The organism is Ochrobactrum quorumnocens, assembly GCF_002278035.1.
Lineage (GTDB): Bacteria > Pseudomonadota > Alphaproteobacteria > Rhizobiales > Rhizobiaceae > Brucella > Brucella quorumnocens.
In genome coordinates, this window is sequence record NZ_CP022604.1 from 39,373 (window position 1) to 54,209 (window position 14,837).

Here is a 14,837-nt window from a genome sequence, read left to right on the forward strand (position 1 = left end):
AGATGTTCAAAAAGATACTGATTGCCAATCGCGGAGAAATTGCCTGCCGGGTTATCCGCACCGCACGCAAAATGGGCATTATCACTGTCGCAATTTATTCCGATGCAGACACGAATGCGCTGCATGTCGAAATGGCCGATGAGGCGGTGCATGTCGGCCCGGCACCGTCCGCGCAAAGCTATCTCAATATCCAAGCGATCATAAAAGCTGCCATGGATACCGGAGCAGAAGCCATCCATCCGGGTTATGGTTTCTTGTCTGAAAACGCAGGCTTTGTGGACGCAGTCGAGGCCGCGGGGCTTGTCTTCATCGGCCCTTCGGCCAAGGCTATCCGCGCCATGGGCTTAAAAGATGCCGCCAAGGCGCTGATGGAAAAAGCAGGTGTGCCTGTCGTGCCCGGCTATCACGGTGACAATCAGGACGGCGTTTTTCTTAAAAATAAGGCTGATGCAATCACCTATCCGGTGCTCATCAAGGCGCGGGCTGGTGGCGGCGGCAAGGGTATGAGGCGTGTCAATCAGGGCGCGGATTTCGCAACTGCACTTGAAAGCGCTCGGCGCGAGGCGCAAGCTTCGTTCGGCGATGATGCGGTGTTGGTCGAAAAATACATGACCAAGCCGCGCCATATCGAAGTACAGGTCTTTGGCGATAGTTTTGGCAATGCCGTGCATCTGTTTGAGCGCGATTGTTCGCTGCAACGCCGCCACCAAAAGGTGATCGAGGAAGCACCTGCCCCCTGTATGACGGAAGAGATGCGCGCTGCGATGGGCGAGGCTGCGGTCAAGGCCGCACAAGCTATTGGCTATAGTGGTGCGGGTACGGTGGAATTCATCGCCGATGTGTCGGAAGGACTTCGCGCCGACCGCTTCTTCTTCATGGAAATGAATACGCGGCTACAGGTTGAGCATCCTGTGACGGAAGCAATTACCGGACTTGATCTGGTCGAATGGCAGTTGCGTGTGGCATCAGGCGAAGCTTTGCCGAAACGTCAGGACGAGCTTACGATCAATGGCTGGGCTTTCGAGGCACGGCTTTATGCGGAAGATCCGGCGCGCGATTTTCTGCCCGCAACAGGCAAGCTTGCACTGTTTGCACCGCCGGAAAATGCACGTGTCGATTCAGGTGTGCGTACGGGTGATACGATCACGCCGTTCTACGATCCGATGATCGCAAAGATCATCACCCATGGAGCAACGCGCGACGAGGCGCTGAACCGGCTCGATATAGCGCTGGGCAAAACTCGTATCGCCGGACTTGTCACCAATCGGCAGTTCCTGTCCGATCTTTGCAAGCTTGAGGCTTTCCGTAAAGGCGATGTCGATACTGGCTTGATTGCACGTGAGACGGCCGTTCTGTTCAGGGACGAGAAGCCTTCCGAGATTGCTTTCGCACTGGCTGTACTCGGTGCGCTCGATCTTCTCAATGCACCGCAAGAAAGCGATCCCTGGGCGCGCCTGCCGGGCTTTCGTTTGTGGGGTGATGCATCGCATTCGGTTCTGCTCGATCATCACGGCGAGCGCCAGTTGGTGCGCTTCACCATCAAAGGCAGTAGGCATTTCGACTTCGTCTTTGGCGGTCTCGAAGTCTGCTCGTACGACAATGGTCTGGTTCGGTTTGCTATTGATGGCCGCGTTGCTGCGGCGTCTGTTCTGCGTATCGGTCACGATGTAACCGTGCAGTTTGAAGGCTACGACACCATATTTCATCATGTGCAGTCTGTCAGTGGGCAAGAGGAAGCTTCAGGCGAAAGCCGCATTCTATCGCCGATGCCCGGATTGATAAGGCTGGTTTCGGTTGTCGAAGGAGCCAACGTCGCCAAAGGCGATAGGATGGTCACGATGGAAGCCATGAAGATGGAGCTTTCACTGACAGCGCCGCGTGATGGCAAGGTCGCGTCTGTAAGCGTTGCTGCGGGCGATCAGGTCAATGAGGGTGCGTTGTTAATCGAACTGGAGGAAGAACATGGCTGAGCACGTGGAAATCGTCGAAATGGCAGCGCGTGACGGCCTGCAAAATGAAAAACGTTTTGTGCCGACTCGTGACAAGATCGCGCTGATCGACCGGCTTTCCGATTGCGGGTTTTCCCGTATAGAGGCAACGAGTTTCGTCAGCCCCAAATGGGTGCCACAACTGGCAGATGCTTCGGACGTCATGGCTGGTATCCGCCGTGCCGGCAGCGTTCGTTATTCGGCACTGGTGCCGAATATGAGGGGCTATGAAGCGGCAGCCGCTGCTGGTGTCGATGAAATTGCCGTTTTTATTTCGGCTTCCGAAGGTTTCTCCAAGGCCAATATCAACTGCACGATTGCGGAAAGCATCGAGCGGCTTGCACCGGTCATTGGGGCTGCCATCAATGACGGTCTGGCTATTCGCGGCTATGTAAGCTGCGTGGTGGAATGCCCCTATGATGGTCCAACAGCCCCGCAGGCAGTGGCTGATGTCACGGAACAGCTCTTTTCGCTTGGCTGTCATGAAGTGAGCCTCGGCGACACAATCGGGCGAGGAACACCGGAAACGGTTATACCAATGCTTGATGCAGTTTTGAACATCGCTCCTGCACACAGTCTTGCCGGTCATTACCATGACACCAATGGGCGGGCGCTTGATAATATTCGCGTCAGTCTGGAGAACGGCTTGCGCGTGTTCGACGCTTCGGTCGGAGGCTTGGGCGGCTGTCCATTTGCACCAGGTGCCAAGGGCAACGTCGATACGCTATTGGTCGCCGAGATGTTGCATGGACTTGGTTTTGAAACCGGCCTTGATATCGACAGGCTCCGATCAGCCGCGTTGTTCGCACAGGCGCTACGGCAGGACAGGGCGGCATGACAGACTTTGAGACGATCCGCATTGCTGTCGATGAGCGCGGCGTCGCGACACTGACGCTGAACCGTCCTGAGCAGCATAATGCGCTTTCCGATCTGATGATCGATGAGCTGCTAAACGCAACGCTTCGACTGGCAAATGATGATGCTGTGTGTATCGTGGTACTGACGGGCAGTGGCGCAAGTTTTTGTGCTGGCGGCGATCTTGGCTGGATGCAGGCACAGGTGAATGCAACGCGCGCGGACCGTATTGAGGCGGCGCGCAAGCTGGCGCTGATGCTGAAAGCCTTGCGCGACCTGCCAAAGCCATTGATCGGGCGCGTCAACGGGCAAGCCTATGGCGGCGGTGTTGGCCTTATCAGCGTGTGCGATGCCGCGATTGGTTTGACCGGCGCACGCTTCGGGCTGACGGAAACCAAACTAGGACTTATTCCTGCAACCATCAGCCCCTATGTGGTGGCTCGCATCGGTCAGGCGCATGCGCTGCGCACATTCACCTCGGCACGGCTGTTTGATGCAGAAGCAGCAAGGCATATGGGCTTGCTGCACGAGGTGGTCGAATTCGAGAGTCTCGATGCAGCGATTGAAGCTGAGATAAAACCCTATTTCTCGACGGCCCCGGCAGCGGTCGCGGCCTCAAAACGGCTGGTGCATTCACTCGGCGCGCCGATTGATGAAGCAGTGATTGAAATGACGCTCACCAGCCTTGCCGATACATGGGAAACGCCAGAGGCCGCCGAGGGGATCGCGGCCTTTTTTGCGAAGCTTTCACCATCATGGAAAAGAGGAGGGTAGGCATTTATTGGGAGGCCGATTTTCGTTGTAGTTGCGGGCACTTGGCCCCTTGCAATCGGAAGCCGGAAATGCATTCTTATTACATCATGAAAGCTCGCTCCCATTCTGGAGCATGATTCCGAAAGAGCAGGTGCGATTTCGGATAATATTATGGCTCTGGCACCTGAAAAGGGTGATGGTGCGGCGTGCTTTTGGATTGACCCTTTGAGATCGTACGATGAAAAAAAGGGAGGGCCCGGTAAATCGGCAGCGCAAGCGCGCTGAGATTTGACCGGCATGGGTTGTCTGAGGTCATCGGGAAAAAACGAGACCTCACCAAAGGAGAAAAAGAATGAATCTGAAACTGCTTTCCAGCGTGGCTTTCGCCGCTACACTCGGCTTCGCCGGTGCCGCTTATGCAGATATCACGATTGGCGTTGTTGCGCCGCTTACCGGTCCGGTTGCTGCTTATGGCGATCAGGTCAAGAAGGGCGCGGAAACCGCCGTTGAAGTCATCAATGCGAAGGGTGGGATTAAGGGCGAAAAAATCGTTCTGAAGTTTGCTGACGACGCCGGTGAACCAAAGCAGGGCGTTTCGGCTGCCAACCAGATCGTTGGCGACGGCATCAAGTTCGTTGTGGGTCCGGTCACGACCGGCGTGGCAATTCCTGTTTCCGACGTTTTCTCGGAAAACGGCGTTCTGATGGTTACGCCAACTGCAACGGGTCCGGATCTGACCGCACGTGGTCTGGAAAACGTGTTCCGCACTTGTGGCCGCGACGACCAGCAGGCTGATGTCATGGCCGACTACTTCCTGAAGAACTTCAAAGACAAGAAGGTCGCAATCGTTCATGACAAGGGCGCTTACGGCAAGGGTCTCGCAGATTCCTTCAAGGCTGCAATCAACAAAGGCGGTATCACCGAAGTTCAATATGATTCGGTTACCCCAGGCGACAAGGACTTCAGCGCGCTCGTCTCCAAGCTGAAAGCCGCCGGAACCGAAATCGTTTACTTCGGCGGCTATCATGGTGAAGGCGGTCTTCTGTCCCGTCAGCTGCATGATGCGGGCCTCAAAGCTTTGATCCTAGGCGGCGAAGGCCTGTCCAATACCGAATATTGGGCCATCGGTGGCACCAATGCTGAAGGCACGCTCTTCACCAACGCCGTTGATGCGACCAAAAACCCGGCTTCGAAGGAAGCTGTTGATGCGCTGACAGCCAAGAACATTCCGGTCGAAGCATTCACAATGAATGCATATGCCGCTGTTCAGGTTCTTGCGAGCGGTATTGAACGCGCCGGTACGACTGACGATTCAGCAGCAGTTGCGAAGGCTCTTCGTGACGGTCAGCCAATCGAAACGGTTATCGGCAAGCTGACTTACGGCGAAACGGGCGATCTGTCTTCGCCAAGCTTCGACGTGTTCAAGTGGTCGGATGGCAAGATCGTCGGTCTCGACTGATCTCTGTCTGAAATAACAGAAAACGCCGGGGTTCATCCCCGGCGTTTTTGTTTTGGGCTCGCAGTGCGCTTCCCAATTTTCGTTCGATTTTCAGGAACCGGGAAAGCCAAGTTCAGCTTCGATAGCTTCAAAGCTCTGCTCCATTGCATAAGTCGGACTGAATGGAACGCCGAAATGACCGTAAACGATTGACATCTGGCCTTCGGCCTTGCGCTCGCTTCCTTTGGCGACGGCCGCTACATAGAGCGCTGCGGCGAGGCCGGTTCTGTCGGATCCCGCTTTGCAATGAATAAGGATCGGCTTTTCAGCTTTTTGCATGAGCGTGATGAGTTCGCGTGTTCGCTCGGCCGTCAATTGTCGGCTGGACGACATCGCGTAATCAGTGTGTTGAATGCCGAGGGCCTTGGAAGTTGCAACCTCTTCATCATACCATTTTGCGCCAGGCTCAGCGCCGCGCAGGTTTATGATCGTCTTGATGCCATAAAGTGCTTGCAGCTGAGTGATACGAGACGGATTTGGCTGATTGGAGCGATAGGCTTGTCCTGCGATAATCGTATGGACATTACCCTTATATTGAATCGTAATAAGATAGCCGCCCAGAAAACCTGCTCCGATTAGGATCAGGAGGCCGGGCAAGCGCATGCGGTTTAAAGACCATGATGCATGACTTTTGAAGAAGTTCATGGTTTTCATTTAAAAGCACATGATTAAATGAAGGGCGAAATTGTTTTTTGCTTGGATTCCTCAATCTATGTAGTAAGAATAAGGCGCAATATTGTTGTTATAAGAATATATTTTGATTTTATTTAATAGGGGCTTTTTTAGGTTTGGTATCACTAATCAATACGAAAATGAACCAACAAGCGGGGGCCGATTTTTCCGGAATGGTTATCAAAAGGTAAGCTTCGGTTAACCATACTGGTTTAGTCTGTCTGTATCATAATGGGGCAATTAGCGGAGCAGGTTTTATGCAGCGCTATAGATTTGACGACAAAAGAGTTCTGACCGAGGCAATCGTTGAGCTTCTCAACAGAGGTGTGGAGCCTGATGAGCTGGATCTCGTACTAAGCCGGATTGGTCCGGTGGATCTTGATCTGATGCGGCAGTGTTTGATCGAAGTTTGGGAATACAACCATCAGGAACCGACGCACACGCCAATGGCAGCGTGATCGGAAGCTGTTTGATTTAAGCGCATCCGTAAAACTGTGAAACGGTTTTCGGAAAAGATGCGCGCAAAAGCGAACAATTGGAGCGTTGATCTCATTGATTGAGAGCGAACCCCGCTCCAAGGGCGAGCAATTTGTTAAGAGCTGAACTATCAGCCTGTTTGGTTTTGGCTGCAAATACCTTAGGCAATCAGGCGGAATGTTTGTGATTGTCACAATCTTGAAATGGTGGGGTGCTAAATCTCTCTATGTATCGGGAATTCATTCGGCAATGCGACCACGGATGTACTGGCGCAACCAGAATGAAAGCGGAAGGTCGGGTTCAGCCCGGCCTTTTTCGTTTTGGAAACGACACACTGGACTTTGACCGCATTTGCCCTTTCAGGGGGAGTGGTGCGGCTTTCGTTCGAAACTACCTAACGAAAAAGAGTGAGACGCAGCCCCAACGATTCACTCTTAACCGGAGCCGTTCGAAATCGGGAATGAAAACTTCCTCATGCCTATGGCTTTTGATTTCATACATATCTTCCTGAAAATCGTTTCACAGTTTCCGCGATACGTCATAATGTGGCGCGATATTTCATGGGGAGGTAACGAATGATACGCCACATCGTTCTTATTCGGTTCAGGTCTGATATCGGGTCTGGTGATATTGAGGATGCGCTTAATCAGGTTATCGCGCTGCGGGATAAGATTGATGGCATTGTTGCCGTCAGCACAGGCGGGAATGTCAGTCCTGAAGCTCTGGAGAAGGGTTTCCGGCATGGCTTTGTCGTCGATTTTGCGGATATAGCAGCGCGCAATGCCTATCTTCCTCACCCTGACCACGTGATTGTTGGAACAAGGCTTGTCGAACTTGCCGAAAATGGCATCGAAGGCATTCTTGTGTTCGACTACGACGCTTAAGCGTTTTCAGAAAGCTATTTCACGCTTTTCGGAGGGCAGCTTTAAAGCAGAAGCCCTCCAACGCCCATTTTCCCAAGATCATTTGCAGTAAGATCCATGTTTGCCATCAGGCGATCCAGAACCCAGTCGAGGCTGTTCTCGCGAGCACTGCGCGCTGATCCGGGGGCGACGACGATAGGTTTGGTGCGGCACTGTGCCAGAACGAGAAGGTTGCCCGGATCAACCGGCATTCCTATGCGCAAAATCTCTCCGCCAGACGCCACGATTGAGCGCGGAACAATATCAGCTGCGTCTGCGATTGAAGCGGCGCTGAAGATCAGGACCACATCGCAGGACGAAAGAAGTTCGTCGATTGCCTTTGCTATTGCATCTTGTTCATGAGCAACACGACACTCCTTTATGACTGAGCCGTGATTGCGCTCCACGCGTTTGGCAATCAACTCCGTTGTTTTGTCGAGAACGGTGTCACGTATGGTGGGCAATTGAGATTGTATCATCCCAATCTTCGTCGCCTTGAATGATCTGACATCAAGAACGTTCTGCCCGCCTTGTAAGATGTGGAGGCTCTCGATCAGCATTGCCGGGACGGCAAAGGGAATGATTTTAACCGTAGCCACCATCTGGCCGCCTTTAACGCGGCAATCGTTGCGCAAGGTTGCGACCGAAATGCGTGAATCGAGCAGGTTGATTTTGTCGATGGCTGTCGCATCTGCGTGGAACAGTCCGTCGTGACGGGCGAAGAGATTTATACGACCAGTAACAGGTTTGCCCGGCTCTATATTGTCTGAAATCAGCAGTTTTCCGATAGCAAGAGCCGCTTCATCTTCGCCAATGTCGTATTCCTCAAGGCGCGCGGCAAAAACATGCGTGATGCCTTGCTGTCCTAATATCTTGATCTGATCGCGTGTGAGCAGAGTGCCTTTTCGAAAGCTGTGGGAGCCTGCAGCAATTGCATAAGCAAGCATCGCTCCTTCAGTTTCTTCAATCGGCCAATTACCAAAAATCATAAGCGTTCCGTTAGATCATATTCCTGCAAGTGTAACCTATAACATCAAAACACGAACTGGAATCGATCTGAGCGCACCCCGAAAAGTGTGAAACAGTTTCGGAAAAGATGCGCCTTAAAATAAAACGTTAAAGCGCTGATCTGATTCAATCAGATTGAAGAGCCCTCTAGAGTCCAATGCGAAGCGAAATGCATAGAGTTATTTGCATCGCTATGTTATAGGCAATGTCGAAGCTGTTATATGTTGAACTTATTAACCTTCGCAAATTTGAATAAACTCTATTAGTATTATTTAATCTTCATGAATTCTATATATTTGATTTTCGAGTAAGGTTTAATCACTTTCAGTTTAACATTGAATATCGTCTTGAAAATTCAGAGATGAACTTGTAGGGAGCCACCGACGGGAATTGGTTTTATCCAATTTGATTCCGGGTGGGGCGATTATGACTCACATTGCATATGCAGCCGCGACATTTCGATCCAATACATTTTTGGTCTGACGCGTGACAAACGGAATTATTCGTTATAACGGTACGTTTGAAATTTTCAGAACTTACCGAAATCTAGGAAATGACGAATGCACCAGAGCAAAAGCTCTGCGCGCAGGATGGAAAGACAAATGAAACACGGCACCCCCCGGACGATCGTTTCGTTCGCCGTCTTGGCCCTCACGGCGTTCCTCGCCGGCTGCGAGAACCAGGTCCTGCTCTCTCCGAAGGGAGAGATCGGTGTGGCAGAACGCGATCTCATGCTTTTTGCGACTGGATTGATGCTTCTCGTCGTGCTGCCGGTCATCTTTATGACCCTTTACTTCGCCTGGAAGTATCGTGCCACCAACGACAAGGCAGAGTACAAGCCAGATTGGCATCACTCGACGAAGATTGAAGCTGCAGTCTGGCTTATTCCATGCGCCATCATTGTGGTTCTTGGTACAGTGACATGGATCGCCACGCACAAGCTTGATCCTTATCGTCCGCTGGAATCCAATGTGAAGCCGATCAATGTCGAAGTTGTTGCGCTCGACTGGAAGTGGCTGTTCATCTACCCGGATCAGGGTGTTGCATCGGTCAATGAAATGGCAATGCCAGTCGGTGTGCCGGTCAATTTCAAGCTAACCTCCAGCAATATCATGAACTCCTTCTTCATTCCGCAGCTCGGTAGTCAGGTCTATTCCATGCCAAGCATGCAGACCAAGCTGCACCTGATTGCCGATCATGAAGGTGTGTTTGACGGTATTTCCGCCAATTATAGCGGTCAGGGCTTTGCCCAGATGCGTTTCAAGGCTCATTCTGTTGATCAGGCAGGCTTTGACAAATGGATCGCCGATGCCAAGGCCTCGGGTCAGGAACTGTCGCGTGAGCGTTATGCTTCGCTCGTTCAGCCGAGCGAGAAGTCTCCGGTTCAGCACTTTGCCTATAATGACAAGGCACTGTTTCATAACATCGTGAACCGTTGCTGGGACGGCAAGTCCGTCTGCCTTGATGATCAGATGCATCAGGCCCAGATGGCTCAAGCCGCTCGCGCAAATCTACGCAAGTCATCGCCGGTCGATTTCAGCCTGTGGGCAAATGACATCATTTGCGCCATCCAGCCGCAGCGTCTTACGCAGCTTGAAAACTGATTTGCCGATGCAGCTTAGCCCCGATGTTCTATCCGGGGCTAAGCTGCTGATCGCACTCCAATCGAAGTAAGAATAGAAATGTTCGGAAAACTTACGCTCGAAGCGATCCCCTATCACGAGCCTATCATCATGGTCACACTGACCGCGATAGCTGGTGGGGCGCTCGCTATTCTCGCAGCCATTACCTACTATAAAAAGTGGGGCGTTCTGTGGAACGACTGGCTGACCTCTGTCGATCACAAGCGCATCGGCATCATGTACATCATCCTGGCCTTCGTGATGCTGTTCCGCGGCTTCTCGGACGCTGTGATGATGCGTGCCCAGCAGGCTTTGGCTTCGGGCGCCAATGAAGGCTTCCTACCGCCGCACCATTACGATCAGATATTCACCGCTCACGGCGTGATCATGATCTTCTTCGTGGCAATGCCTTTCATTGTTGGTCTGATGAACTTTGCCGTACCGCTTCAGATCGGTGCGCGTGACGTGGCATTCCCATACCTCAACTCGTTGAGCTTCTGGCTGACGGTTGCTGGTGCGATCCTGATCAATCTTTCTCTCGGTATCGGTGAATTCGCGAAAACTGGTTGGCTGGCTTACCCGCCACTTTCCGGCAAGGAGTTCAGTCCAGATGTCGGGGTGGATTATTACATCTGGGCCCTGCAGATTTCCGGTATGGGTACGCTGCTTTCGGGCGTGAACCTCATCACCACCATCATTAAGATGCGTGCTCCCGGCATGGGTATGATGCAGGTTCCGGTTTTCACCTGGACCGCACTCTGCTCGAACGTCTTGATCGTGGCTGCGTTCCCGATCCTGACTGTGACACTCGCCCTGCTGTCACTTGACCGTTATCTGGATTTCCACTTCTTCACCAATGATGGTGGCGGTAATCCGATGATGTATGTCAACCTCATCTGGATCTGGGGACACCCGGAAGTCTATATTCTGGTTCTGCCTTGCTTCGGTGTTTTCTCCGAAATCATTGCGACCTTCTCGGGCAAGCGCCTGTTTGGCTATGCGTCGATGGTTTATGCGACCGTTGCCATCACCATTCTGTCGTTCCTCGTCTGGGTTCACCACTTCTTCACCATGGGTGGCGGTGCAAGCGTAAACGCTTTCTTCGGCGTTGCGACCATGATCATCTCGATCCCCACAGGTGCAAAAGTCTTCAACTGGCTCTTCACTATGTATAAGGGGCGCGTCCGCATGGAAACGCCGGTCATGTGGACCATCGGCTTCATGTGTACCTTCGTTGTTGGTGGTATGACGGGCGTTCTGCTTGCTGTTCCGCCTGCAGATTTCGTGCTGCACAATTCCGTATTCCTGATCGCCCACTTCCATAATGTGATCATCTCGGGCGTTCTGTTCGGTTGCTTTGCCGGTCTCATCTACTGGTGGCCAAAGGCTTTCGGCTTCAAGCTGCATGAAGGTCTCGGCAAGAAGGCGTTCTGGTGCTGGCTCGTTGGCTTCATCATGGCGTTCATGCCACTCTACGTGCTCGGCTTGATGGGTATGACCCGTCGTCTGAACCACACCGAAAATCCGGCATGGCACATCTACCTGATCATTGCAGCTGTTGGCGTTGCGATCATCCTGCTTGGCATCGTCTTCCAGGTTCTCCAGATCATGATCTCTATTCGTGATCGCGAAAAACTGCGCGTCGTTGATGGCGACTCCTGGGGTACTGGACGTACGCTCGAGTGGTCGATTTCTTCGCCTCCACCATTCTACAACTTCGCTGAAGTTCCGCACGTGCGTGATCACGACAGCTGGTGGGATATGAAACAGAACGGTTATGTTCGTCGTACCGAAAAGTTCGCTCGCATTCACATGCCGAAGAACACCGGAACAGGCTTTATCATCGGTATCCTGTGCATTCCATTTGGCTTCGCAATGGTGTGGCATATCTGGTGGCTGGCAATTGCATCGTTTATCGCGGTCTTCGCAGTTGCTATCGCCCACTCCTTCAACAATGACAGAGACTTCTATGTCTCGGCCGATGAAGTACAGCGCGTCGAAGACGCACATACTCGGCAACTGAATGCTCAGGAGGCCTGATCCATGAGCGCGACCGTTACGACTACCGGCCCTTTCAAGGGCGGAAACGAGCATCCCGCTCACGAAGATCATCATGATGCAGGGTCGACCACGCTGGTCGGCTTCTGGATCTATCTGATGAGCGACTGCGTTCTCTTCTCGGGATTGTTTGCGACCTATGCCGTTCTGGCGCATCAGTTCGCGGGCGGCCCAACCGGCCGTGAACTCTTCGACCTGCAGTTTGTGTTGACTGAAACCATGCTGCTGCTGGCGTCGTCCCTGACCTATGGTCTGGCGACGCTGTCGATGTACAGGAATAACCGTGCAGGTGTTCTGTTCTGGCTGGGCGTTACCTTCCTGCTCGGTGCAGCGTTCTTGGTCATGGAAATCTATGAATTCCATCACCTGATCGTTGAAGGTGCAGGTCCGGGCCGCTCGGCATTCCTTTCGGCATTCTTTGCGCTGGTCGGAACGCACGGTCTCCACATTACTTCAGGTCTGGTCTGGATTCTGGTGCTTTCGGCCCAGCTTCTGCGTGACGGCCTGACTGAAAAGAACCGGACGCGCGTGATGTGCTTGAGCCTCTTCTGGCACTTCCTGGACATCATCTGGATTGGCGTCTTTACCCTTGTCTATCTGCTGGGTGTATTGTGATGAGCTCTGGACACGAAACACACGATCAAGCCGCACATGGCAGCCTGAAGTCCTACCTGATTGGTTTGGCTCTTGCGATCATTCTCACCATCGTTCCGTTTATGCTGGCAATGAACGGTTACTTTACGCCAGCAACGACTGCAGCAATCGTCATCGGTATGGCTGCTGTTCAGATCGTGGTGCATTTGGTTTACTTCCTGCACCTTGACCCGAAGTCGGAAAATGGCTGGAACATCCTCGCGCTGATCTTCACGGTCATCATTCTGGCTATCGTGCTTGCTGGTTCTATCTGGGTCATGCATCACCTCGATACCAACATGATGCCGATGTATATGACGCCGGACGATGCGCGTAATCTGCCATAAACGCATTTCAAAAGGCCGGTTTTGGCCGGCCTTCTGATCATCTGATACCAGGCCTGACGGCCCGGTTCCGCGGCTTTTTTCCTCCCTCTCCCCCTTAAAAGCCGCGTGGCGCCCCGGTTCCCTCCGGGGCGCTTTCATTTTGGAAGCATATAGCTCTTCTTATTTCATCGCTCCAATTGCGCCAGATCTTCCAGCAATCCGGGTCCGAGTGAATTCCAGCCGAGCCGCTCGCGTGTCAATGTGTTTGACGCCGACATATCTTTGCTGACAAATGCTGTAAGCCAGCCAAAGTGTTCAGCCGCTTCCTGCCCATTAAGTGATGCCACCGGTAGATTGAGCGCTGCGCCGACGGCCTCAGCAATCGCGCGGAACGCAATGCCTTGCTCGGCTGTGGCATGATAACGCGCGCCCGGTTCCGCCCGCTCCACTGCAAGCCGGTAGAGGTGCGCAGTGTCATCAATATGGGCTGCCGACCACTGATTGGCGCCTTCGCCGATATAGGCTGAGACCCCGGACCCGACCGCAAGCGGGATGAGTTCGCTCACAAGGCCTTGCTTGCGTGTGTCGTGGATTTGCGAAAGCCGCATAACGGATACATTGACGCCGCGTTGCAACTGCTCATATCCCGCTAGTTCTGAAGCCACACGTGGGTTGGGATGATGGGGATTGAAGTGACTTTCGACAGCAGGTTCACCAGGAACTGCCGCTCCCATGGCAGTGGCTGAGGTTATGACGAGCGGGCGCTCAGTCCCTTCAAGCGCAGAGCCAAGGGCTTCGATCACGCGATTATCCTTCGCGCAGTTGGCCTGAAAGTTCGCGAAGTTATGGTCGAACGCGGTGTGTATGACGGCATCGCATTGAGCAGCACCTCGACGAAGGCTTTCGAGGTCTTCGATATCACCGCGATGTGCTTCTGCTCCGGCCGCTACGAGCTTTTCAGCGCCAGCATCGGAGCGGGTGAGGCCGAGCACTTCATGGCCCTCCCAGATAAGTTCAGGGATGATATGTGAACCGATAAAGCCCGTCGCGCCTGTAAGAAAAATTCGCATGAAGATGGTCTCCTTGTTGTTCTGGCGACAATCTGCGATGCTTAATCATCCTATTAAAGTAGTGACATTATCATAGTATCATAACTAACAGGCAAACCATGTCGGAAAAGACCAATTCCCTGCTTGGCTCATATCTCAAAGACCGTCGTGCGCGGCTTGATCCGACCGCCTTGGGCTTTGCTGCAGGTCGCCGCCGCACGCCCGGGTTAAGGCGTGAGGAGGTAGCGCAGCGCGCCAATATCAGCCCAACATGGTACACTTGGCTTGAGCAGGGGCGGGGTGGCTCACCCTCGACGGATGTCCTAAATCGGATTGCGGCCGGACTGATGATGACTGAACCGGAGCGCGAACATCTTTTCATGCTTGCCTTCGGTCATCCTCCCGAAGTGTTTTACAAACGGCCATCAGAAATCACTCCTCGGCTGCAACGTCTGATCGACGCAATGGTAACCAGCCCTGCGATCATCAAGACAGCCACATGGGATGTTGTGGCATGGAACCGGGCCGCCGCAATTGTGCTGACAGATTACAGCACTCTGCCGCCGGAAGATCGCAATATTCTCAAACGGATCTTTTGCAATTCCGACATCAGGGCCAAACAGGATGGCTGGGGCGAGGTGGCCCGCTTTGTATTGGGGGCATTTCGCGCCGATGCGACACGTGCTGGAGCGGCATCGGAGGTTACTGAACTGGTCGAGGAACTGTGTCAACAAAGCGCGGAATTTGCAGCTCTTTGGCGTGACAATGACATCGGTGTTTACAGCGAAGGAACCAAGCGACTTTTGCATCCAAAGCTTGGGCGTTTGGAACTTGAATATTCGGGATTCGCCGTCGACGGACGTCCGGACCTTGGGATGATCGTCTATAATCCCGTGTTGCCTTCGGACGCAGATAGGATACGGCGGCTGGTTTTCGCGGGCGCGCAAAGTTTGCCCCAAAATATCTGAAGAGCGACCCAATCGGTAGTTCGAATTA

General features: G+C 53.1%; 14 protein-coding genes. 11 read left to right on the forward strand and 3 right to left on the reverse strand.

From position 1 onward, the window contains the following. The first annotated feature begins 2 nt into the window (after window positions 1–2). The 4 genes from CES85_RS09645 (at window position 3) to CES85_RS09660 (ending at window position 5,055) form a co-directional block, all read left to right on the forward strand. The gene (locus tag CES85_RS09645) at window positions 3–1,970 is read left to right on the forward strand and encodes an acetyl/propionyl/methylcrotonyl-CoA carboxylase subunit alpha (protein ID WP_095445809.1); all 1,968 of its coding nucleotides are present in this window, start codon (window positions 3–5) and stop codon (window positions 1,968–1,970) included. Further along, the gene (locus tag CES85_RS09650; RefSeq protein WP_095445810.1) at window positions 1,963–2,826 is read left to right on the forward strand and encodes a hydroxymethylglutaryl-CoA lyase; all 864 of its coding nucleotides are present in this window, start codon (window positions 1,963–1,965) and stop codon (window positions 2,824–2,826) included. The genes CES85_RS09645 and CES85_RS09650 overlap by 8 nt, the downstream gene beginning before the upstream one ends. Then, window positions 2,823–3,617, forward strand: a complete 795-nt coding sequence (locus CES85_RS09655; protein WP_095445811.1) for a crotonase/enoyl-CoA hydratase family protein — start codon at window positions 2,823–2,825, stop codon at window positions 3,615–3,617. Before CES85_RS09650 ends, CES85_RS09655 begins: the two co-directional genes overlap by 4 nt. A 331-nt stretch (window positions 3,618–3,948) precedes the next feature. Beyond that, on the forward strand, window positions 3,949–5,055 hold the full coding sequence (locus tag CES85_RS09660) for an ABC transporter substrate-binding protein (RefSeq protein WP_095445812.1): 1,107 nt from the start codon (window positions 3,949–3,951) through the stop codon (window positions 5,053–5,055). Window positions 5,056–5,145: 90 nt separating this feature from the next. Here CES85_RS09660 and CES85_RS09665 read toward each other — a convergent pair whose 3' ends face one another. Then, window positions 5,146–5,739 carry a tyrosine-protein phosphatase gene (locus tag CES85_RS09665; RefSeq protein ID WP_095445813.1) on the reverse strand — a complete coding sequence of 198 codons (594 nt, stop codon included), beginning with the start codon at window positions 5,737–5,739 and terminating at the stop codon, window positions 5,146–5,148. 284 nt (window positions 5,740–6,023) lie between these two features. Here CES85_RS09665 and CES85_RS09670 point away from each other — a divergent pair, with 284 nt between their 5' ends. Beyond that, entirely contained in the window at window positions 6,024–6,224 is a 201-nt protein-coding gene (locus tag CES85_RS09670) for a hypothetical protein (RefSeq protein WP_095445814.1), read from the forward strand. Window positions 6,225–6,818: 594 nt separating this feature from the next. Further along, the gene (locus CES85_RS09675; RefSeq protein ID WP_095445815.1) at window positions 6,819–7,127 is read left to right on the forward strand and encodes a Dabb family protein; all 309 of its coding nucleotides are present in this window, start codon (window positions 6,819–6,821) and stop codon (window positions 7,125–7,127) included. A 41-nt stretch (window positions 7,128–7,168) separates the two neighbouring features. On the opposite strand, the gene CES85_RS09680 is transcribed toward CES85_RS09675, so the two are convergent. Continuing rightward, window positions 7,169–8,134, reverse strand: coding sequence for a molybdopterin-binding protein (locus tag CES85_RS09680; RefSeq protein WP_095445816.1), 966 nt, complete (start codon window positions 8,132–8,134; stop codon window positions 7,169–7,171). 621 nt (window positions 8,135–8,755) lie between these two features. On the opposite strand from CES85_RS09680, the gene cyoA reads away from it, so the two are divergent. From cyoA to cyoD, 4 genes are all read left to right on the forward strand, one after another. Further along, window positions 8,756–9,757, forward strand: a complete 1,002-nt coding sequence (cyoA, locus tag CES85_RS09685) for a ubiquinol oxidase subunit II (RefSeq protein ID WP_095445817.1) — start codon at window positions 8,756–8,758, stop codon at window positions 9,755–9,757. A 78-nt stretch (window positions 9,758–9,835) separates the two neighbouring features. Beyond that, window positions 9,836–11,815 (forward strand): cytochrome o ubiquinol oxidase subunit I, encoded by a 1,980-nt coding sequence (cyoB, locus tag CES85_RS09690; protein WP_024898275.1) that lies wholly within the window; start codon window positions 9,836–9,838, stop codon window positions 11,813–11,815. A gap of 3 nt (window positions 11,816–11,818) precedes the next feature. Then, the gene (gene cyoC, locus CES85_RS09695; RefSeq protein WP_095445818.1) at window positions 11,819–12,448 is read left to right on the forward strand and encodes a cytochrome o ubiquinol oxidase subunit III; all 630 of its coding nucleotides are present in this window, start codon (window positions 11,819–11,821) and stop codon (window positions 12,446–12,448) included. Next, on the forward strand, window positions 12,448–12,813 hold the full coding sequence (cyoD, locus tag CES85_RS09700; protein WP_095445819.1) for a cytochrome o ubiquinol oxidase subunit IV: 366 nt from the start codon (window positions 12,448–12,450) through the stop codon (window positions 12,811–12,813). The genes cyoC and cyoD overlap by 1 nt, the downstream gene beginning before the upstream one ends. 164 nt (window positions 12,814–12,977) lie before the next feature. Here cyoD and CES85_RS09705 read toward each other — a convergent pair whose 3' ends face one another. Further along, window positions 12,978–13,862 carry an SDR family oxidoreductase gene (locus CES85_RS09705; RefSeq protein WP_095445820.1) on the reverse strand — a complete coding sequence of 295 codons (885 nt, stop codon included), beginning with the start codon at window positions 13,860–13,862 and terminating at the stop codon, window positions 12,978–12,980. Between the two features lie 98 nt (window positions 13,863–13,960). On the opposite strand from CES85_RS09705, the gene CES85_RS09710 reads away from it, so the two are divergent. Next, window positions 13,961–14,809 carry a helix-turn-helix transcriptional regulator gene (locus tag CES85_RS09710; RefSeq protein ID WP_095445821.1) on the forward strand — a complete coding sequence of 283 codons (849 nt, stop codon included), beginning with the start codon at window positions 13,961–13,963 and terminating at the stop codon, window positions 14,807–14,809. The last annotated feature ends 28 nt before the right edge of the window (window positions 14,810–14,837 follow it).

Coding starts and splice junctions, on each gene's coding strand:
- CES85_RS09645 (WP_095445809.1), top strand. CDS start 3: ATGTTCAAAAAGATACTGATTGCCAATCGCGGAGAAATTGCCTGCCGG.
- CES85_RS09650 (WP_095445810.1), top strand. CDS start 1,963: ATGGCTGAGCACGTGGAAATCGTCGAAATGGCAGCGCGTGACGGCCTG.
- CES85_RS09655 (WP_095445811.1), top strand. CDS start 2,823: ATGACAGACTTTGAGACGATCCGCATTGCTGTCGATGAGCGCGGCGTC.
- CES85_RS09660 (WP_095445812.1), top strand. CDS start 3,949: ATGAATCTGAAACTGCTTTCCAGCGTGGCTTTCGCCGCTACACTCGGC.
- CES85_RS09665 (WP_095445813.1), bottom strand. CDS start 5,739: ATGAACTTCTTCAAAAGTCATGCATCATGGTCTTTAAACCGCATGCGC.
- CES85_RS09670 (WP_095445814.1), top strand. CDS start 6,024: ATGCAGCGCTATAGATTTGACGACAAAAGAGTTCTGACCGAGGCAATC.
- CES85_RS09675 (WP_095445815.1), top strand. CDS start 6,819: ATGATACGCCACATCGTTCTTATTCGGTTCAGGTCTGATATCGGGTCT.
- CES85_RS09680 (WP_095445816.1), bottom strand. CDS start 8,134: ATGATTTTTGGTAATTGGCCGATTGAAGAAACTGAAGGAGCGATGCTT.
- cyoA (WP_095445817.1), top strand. CDS start 8,756: ATGAAACACGGCACCCCCCGGACGATCGTTTCGTTCGCCGTCTTGGCC.
- cyoB (WP_024898275.1), top strand. CDS start 9,836: ATGTTCGGAAAACTTACGCTCGAAGCGATCCCCTATCACGAGCCTATC.
- cyoC (WP_095445818.1), top strand. CDS start 11,819: ATGAGCGCGACCGTTACGACTACCGGCCCTTTCAAGGGCGGAAACGAG.
- cyoD (WP_095445819.1), top strand. CDS start 12,448: ATGAGCTCTGGACACGAAACACACGATCAAGCCGCACATGGCAGCCTG.
- CES85_RS09705 (WP_095445820.1), bottom strand. CDS start 13,862: ATGCGAATTTTTCTTACAGGCGCGACGGGCTTTATCGGTTCACATATC.
- CES85_RS09710 (WP_095445821.1), top strand. CDS start 13,961: ATGTCGGAAAAGACCAATTCCCTGCTTGGCTCATATCTCAAAGACCGT.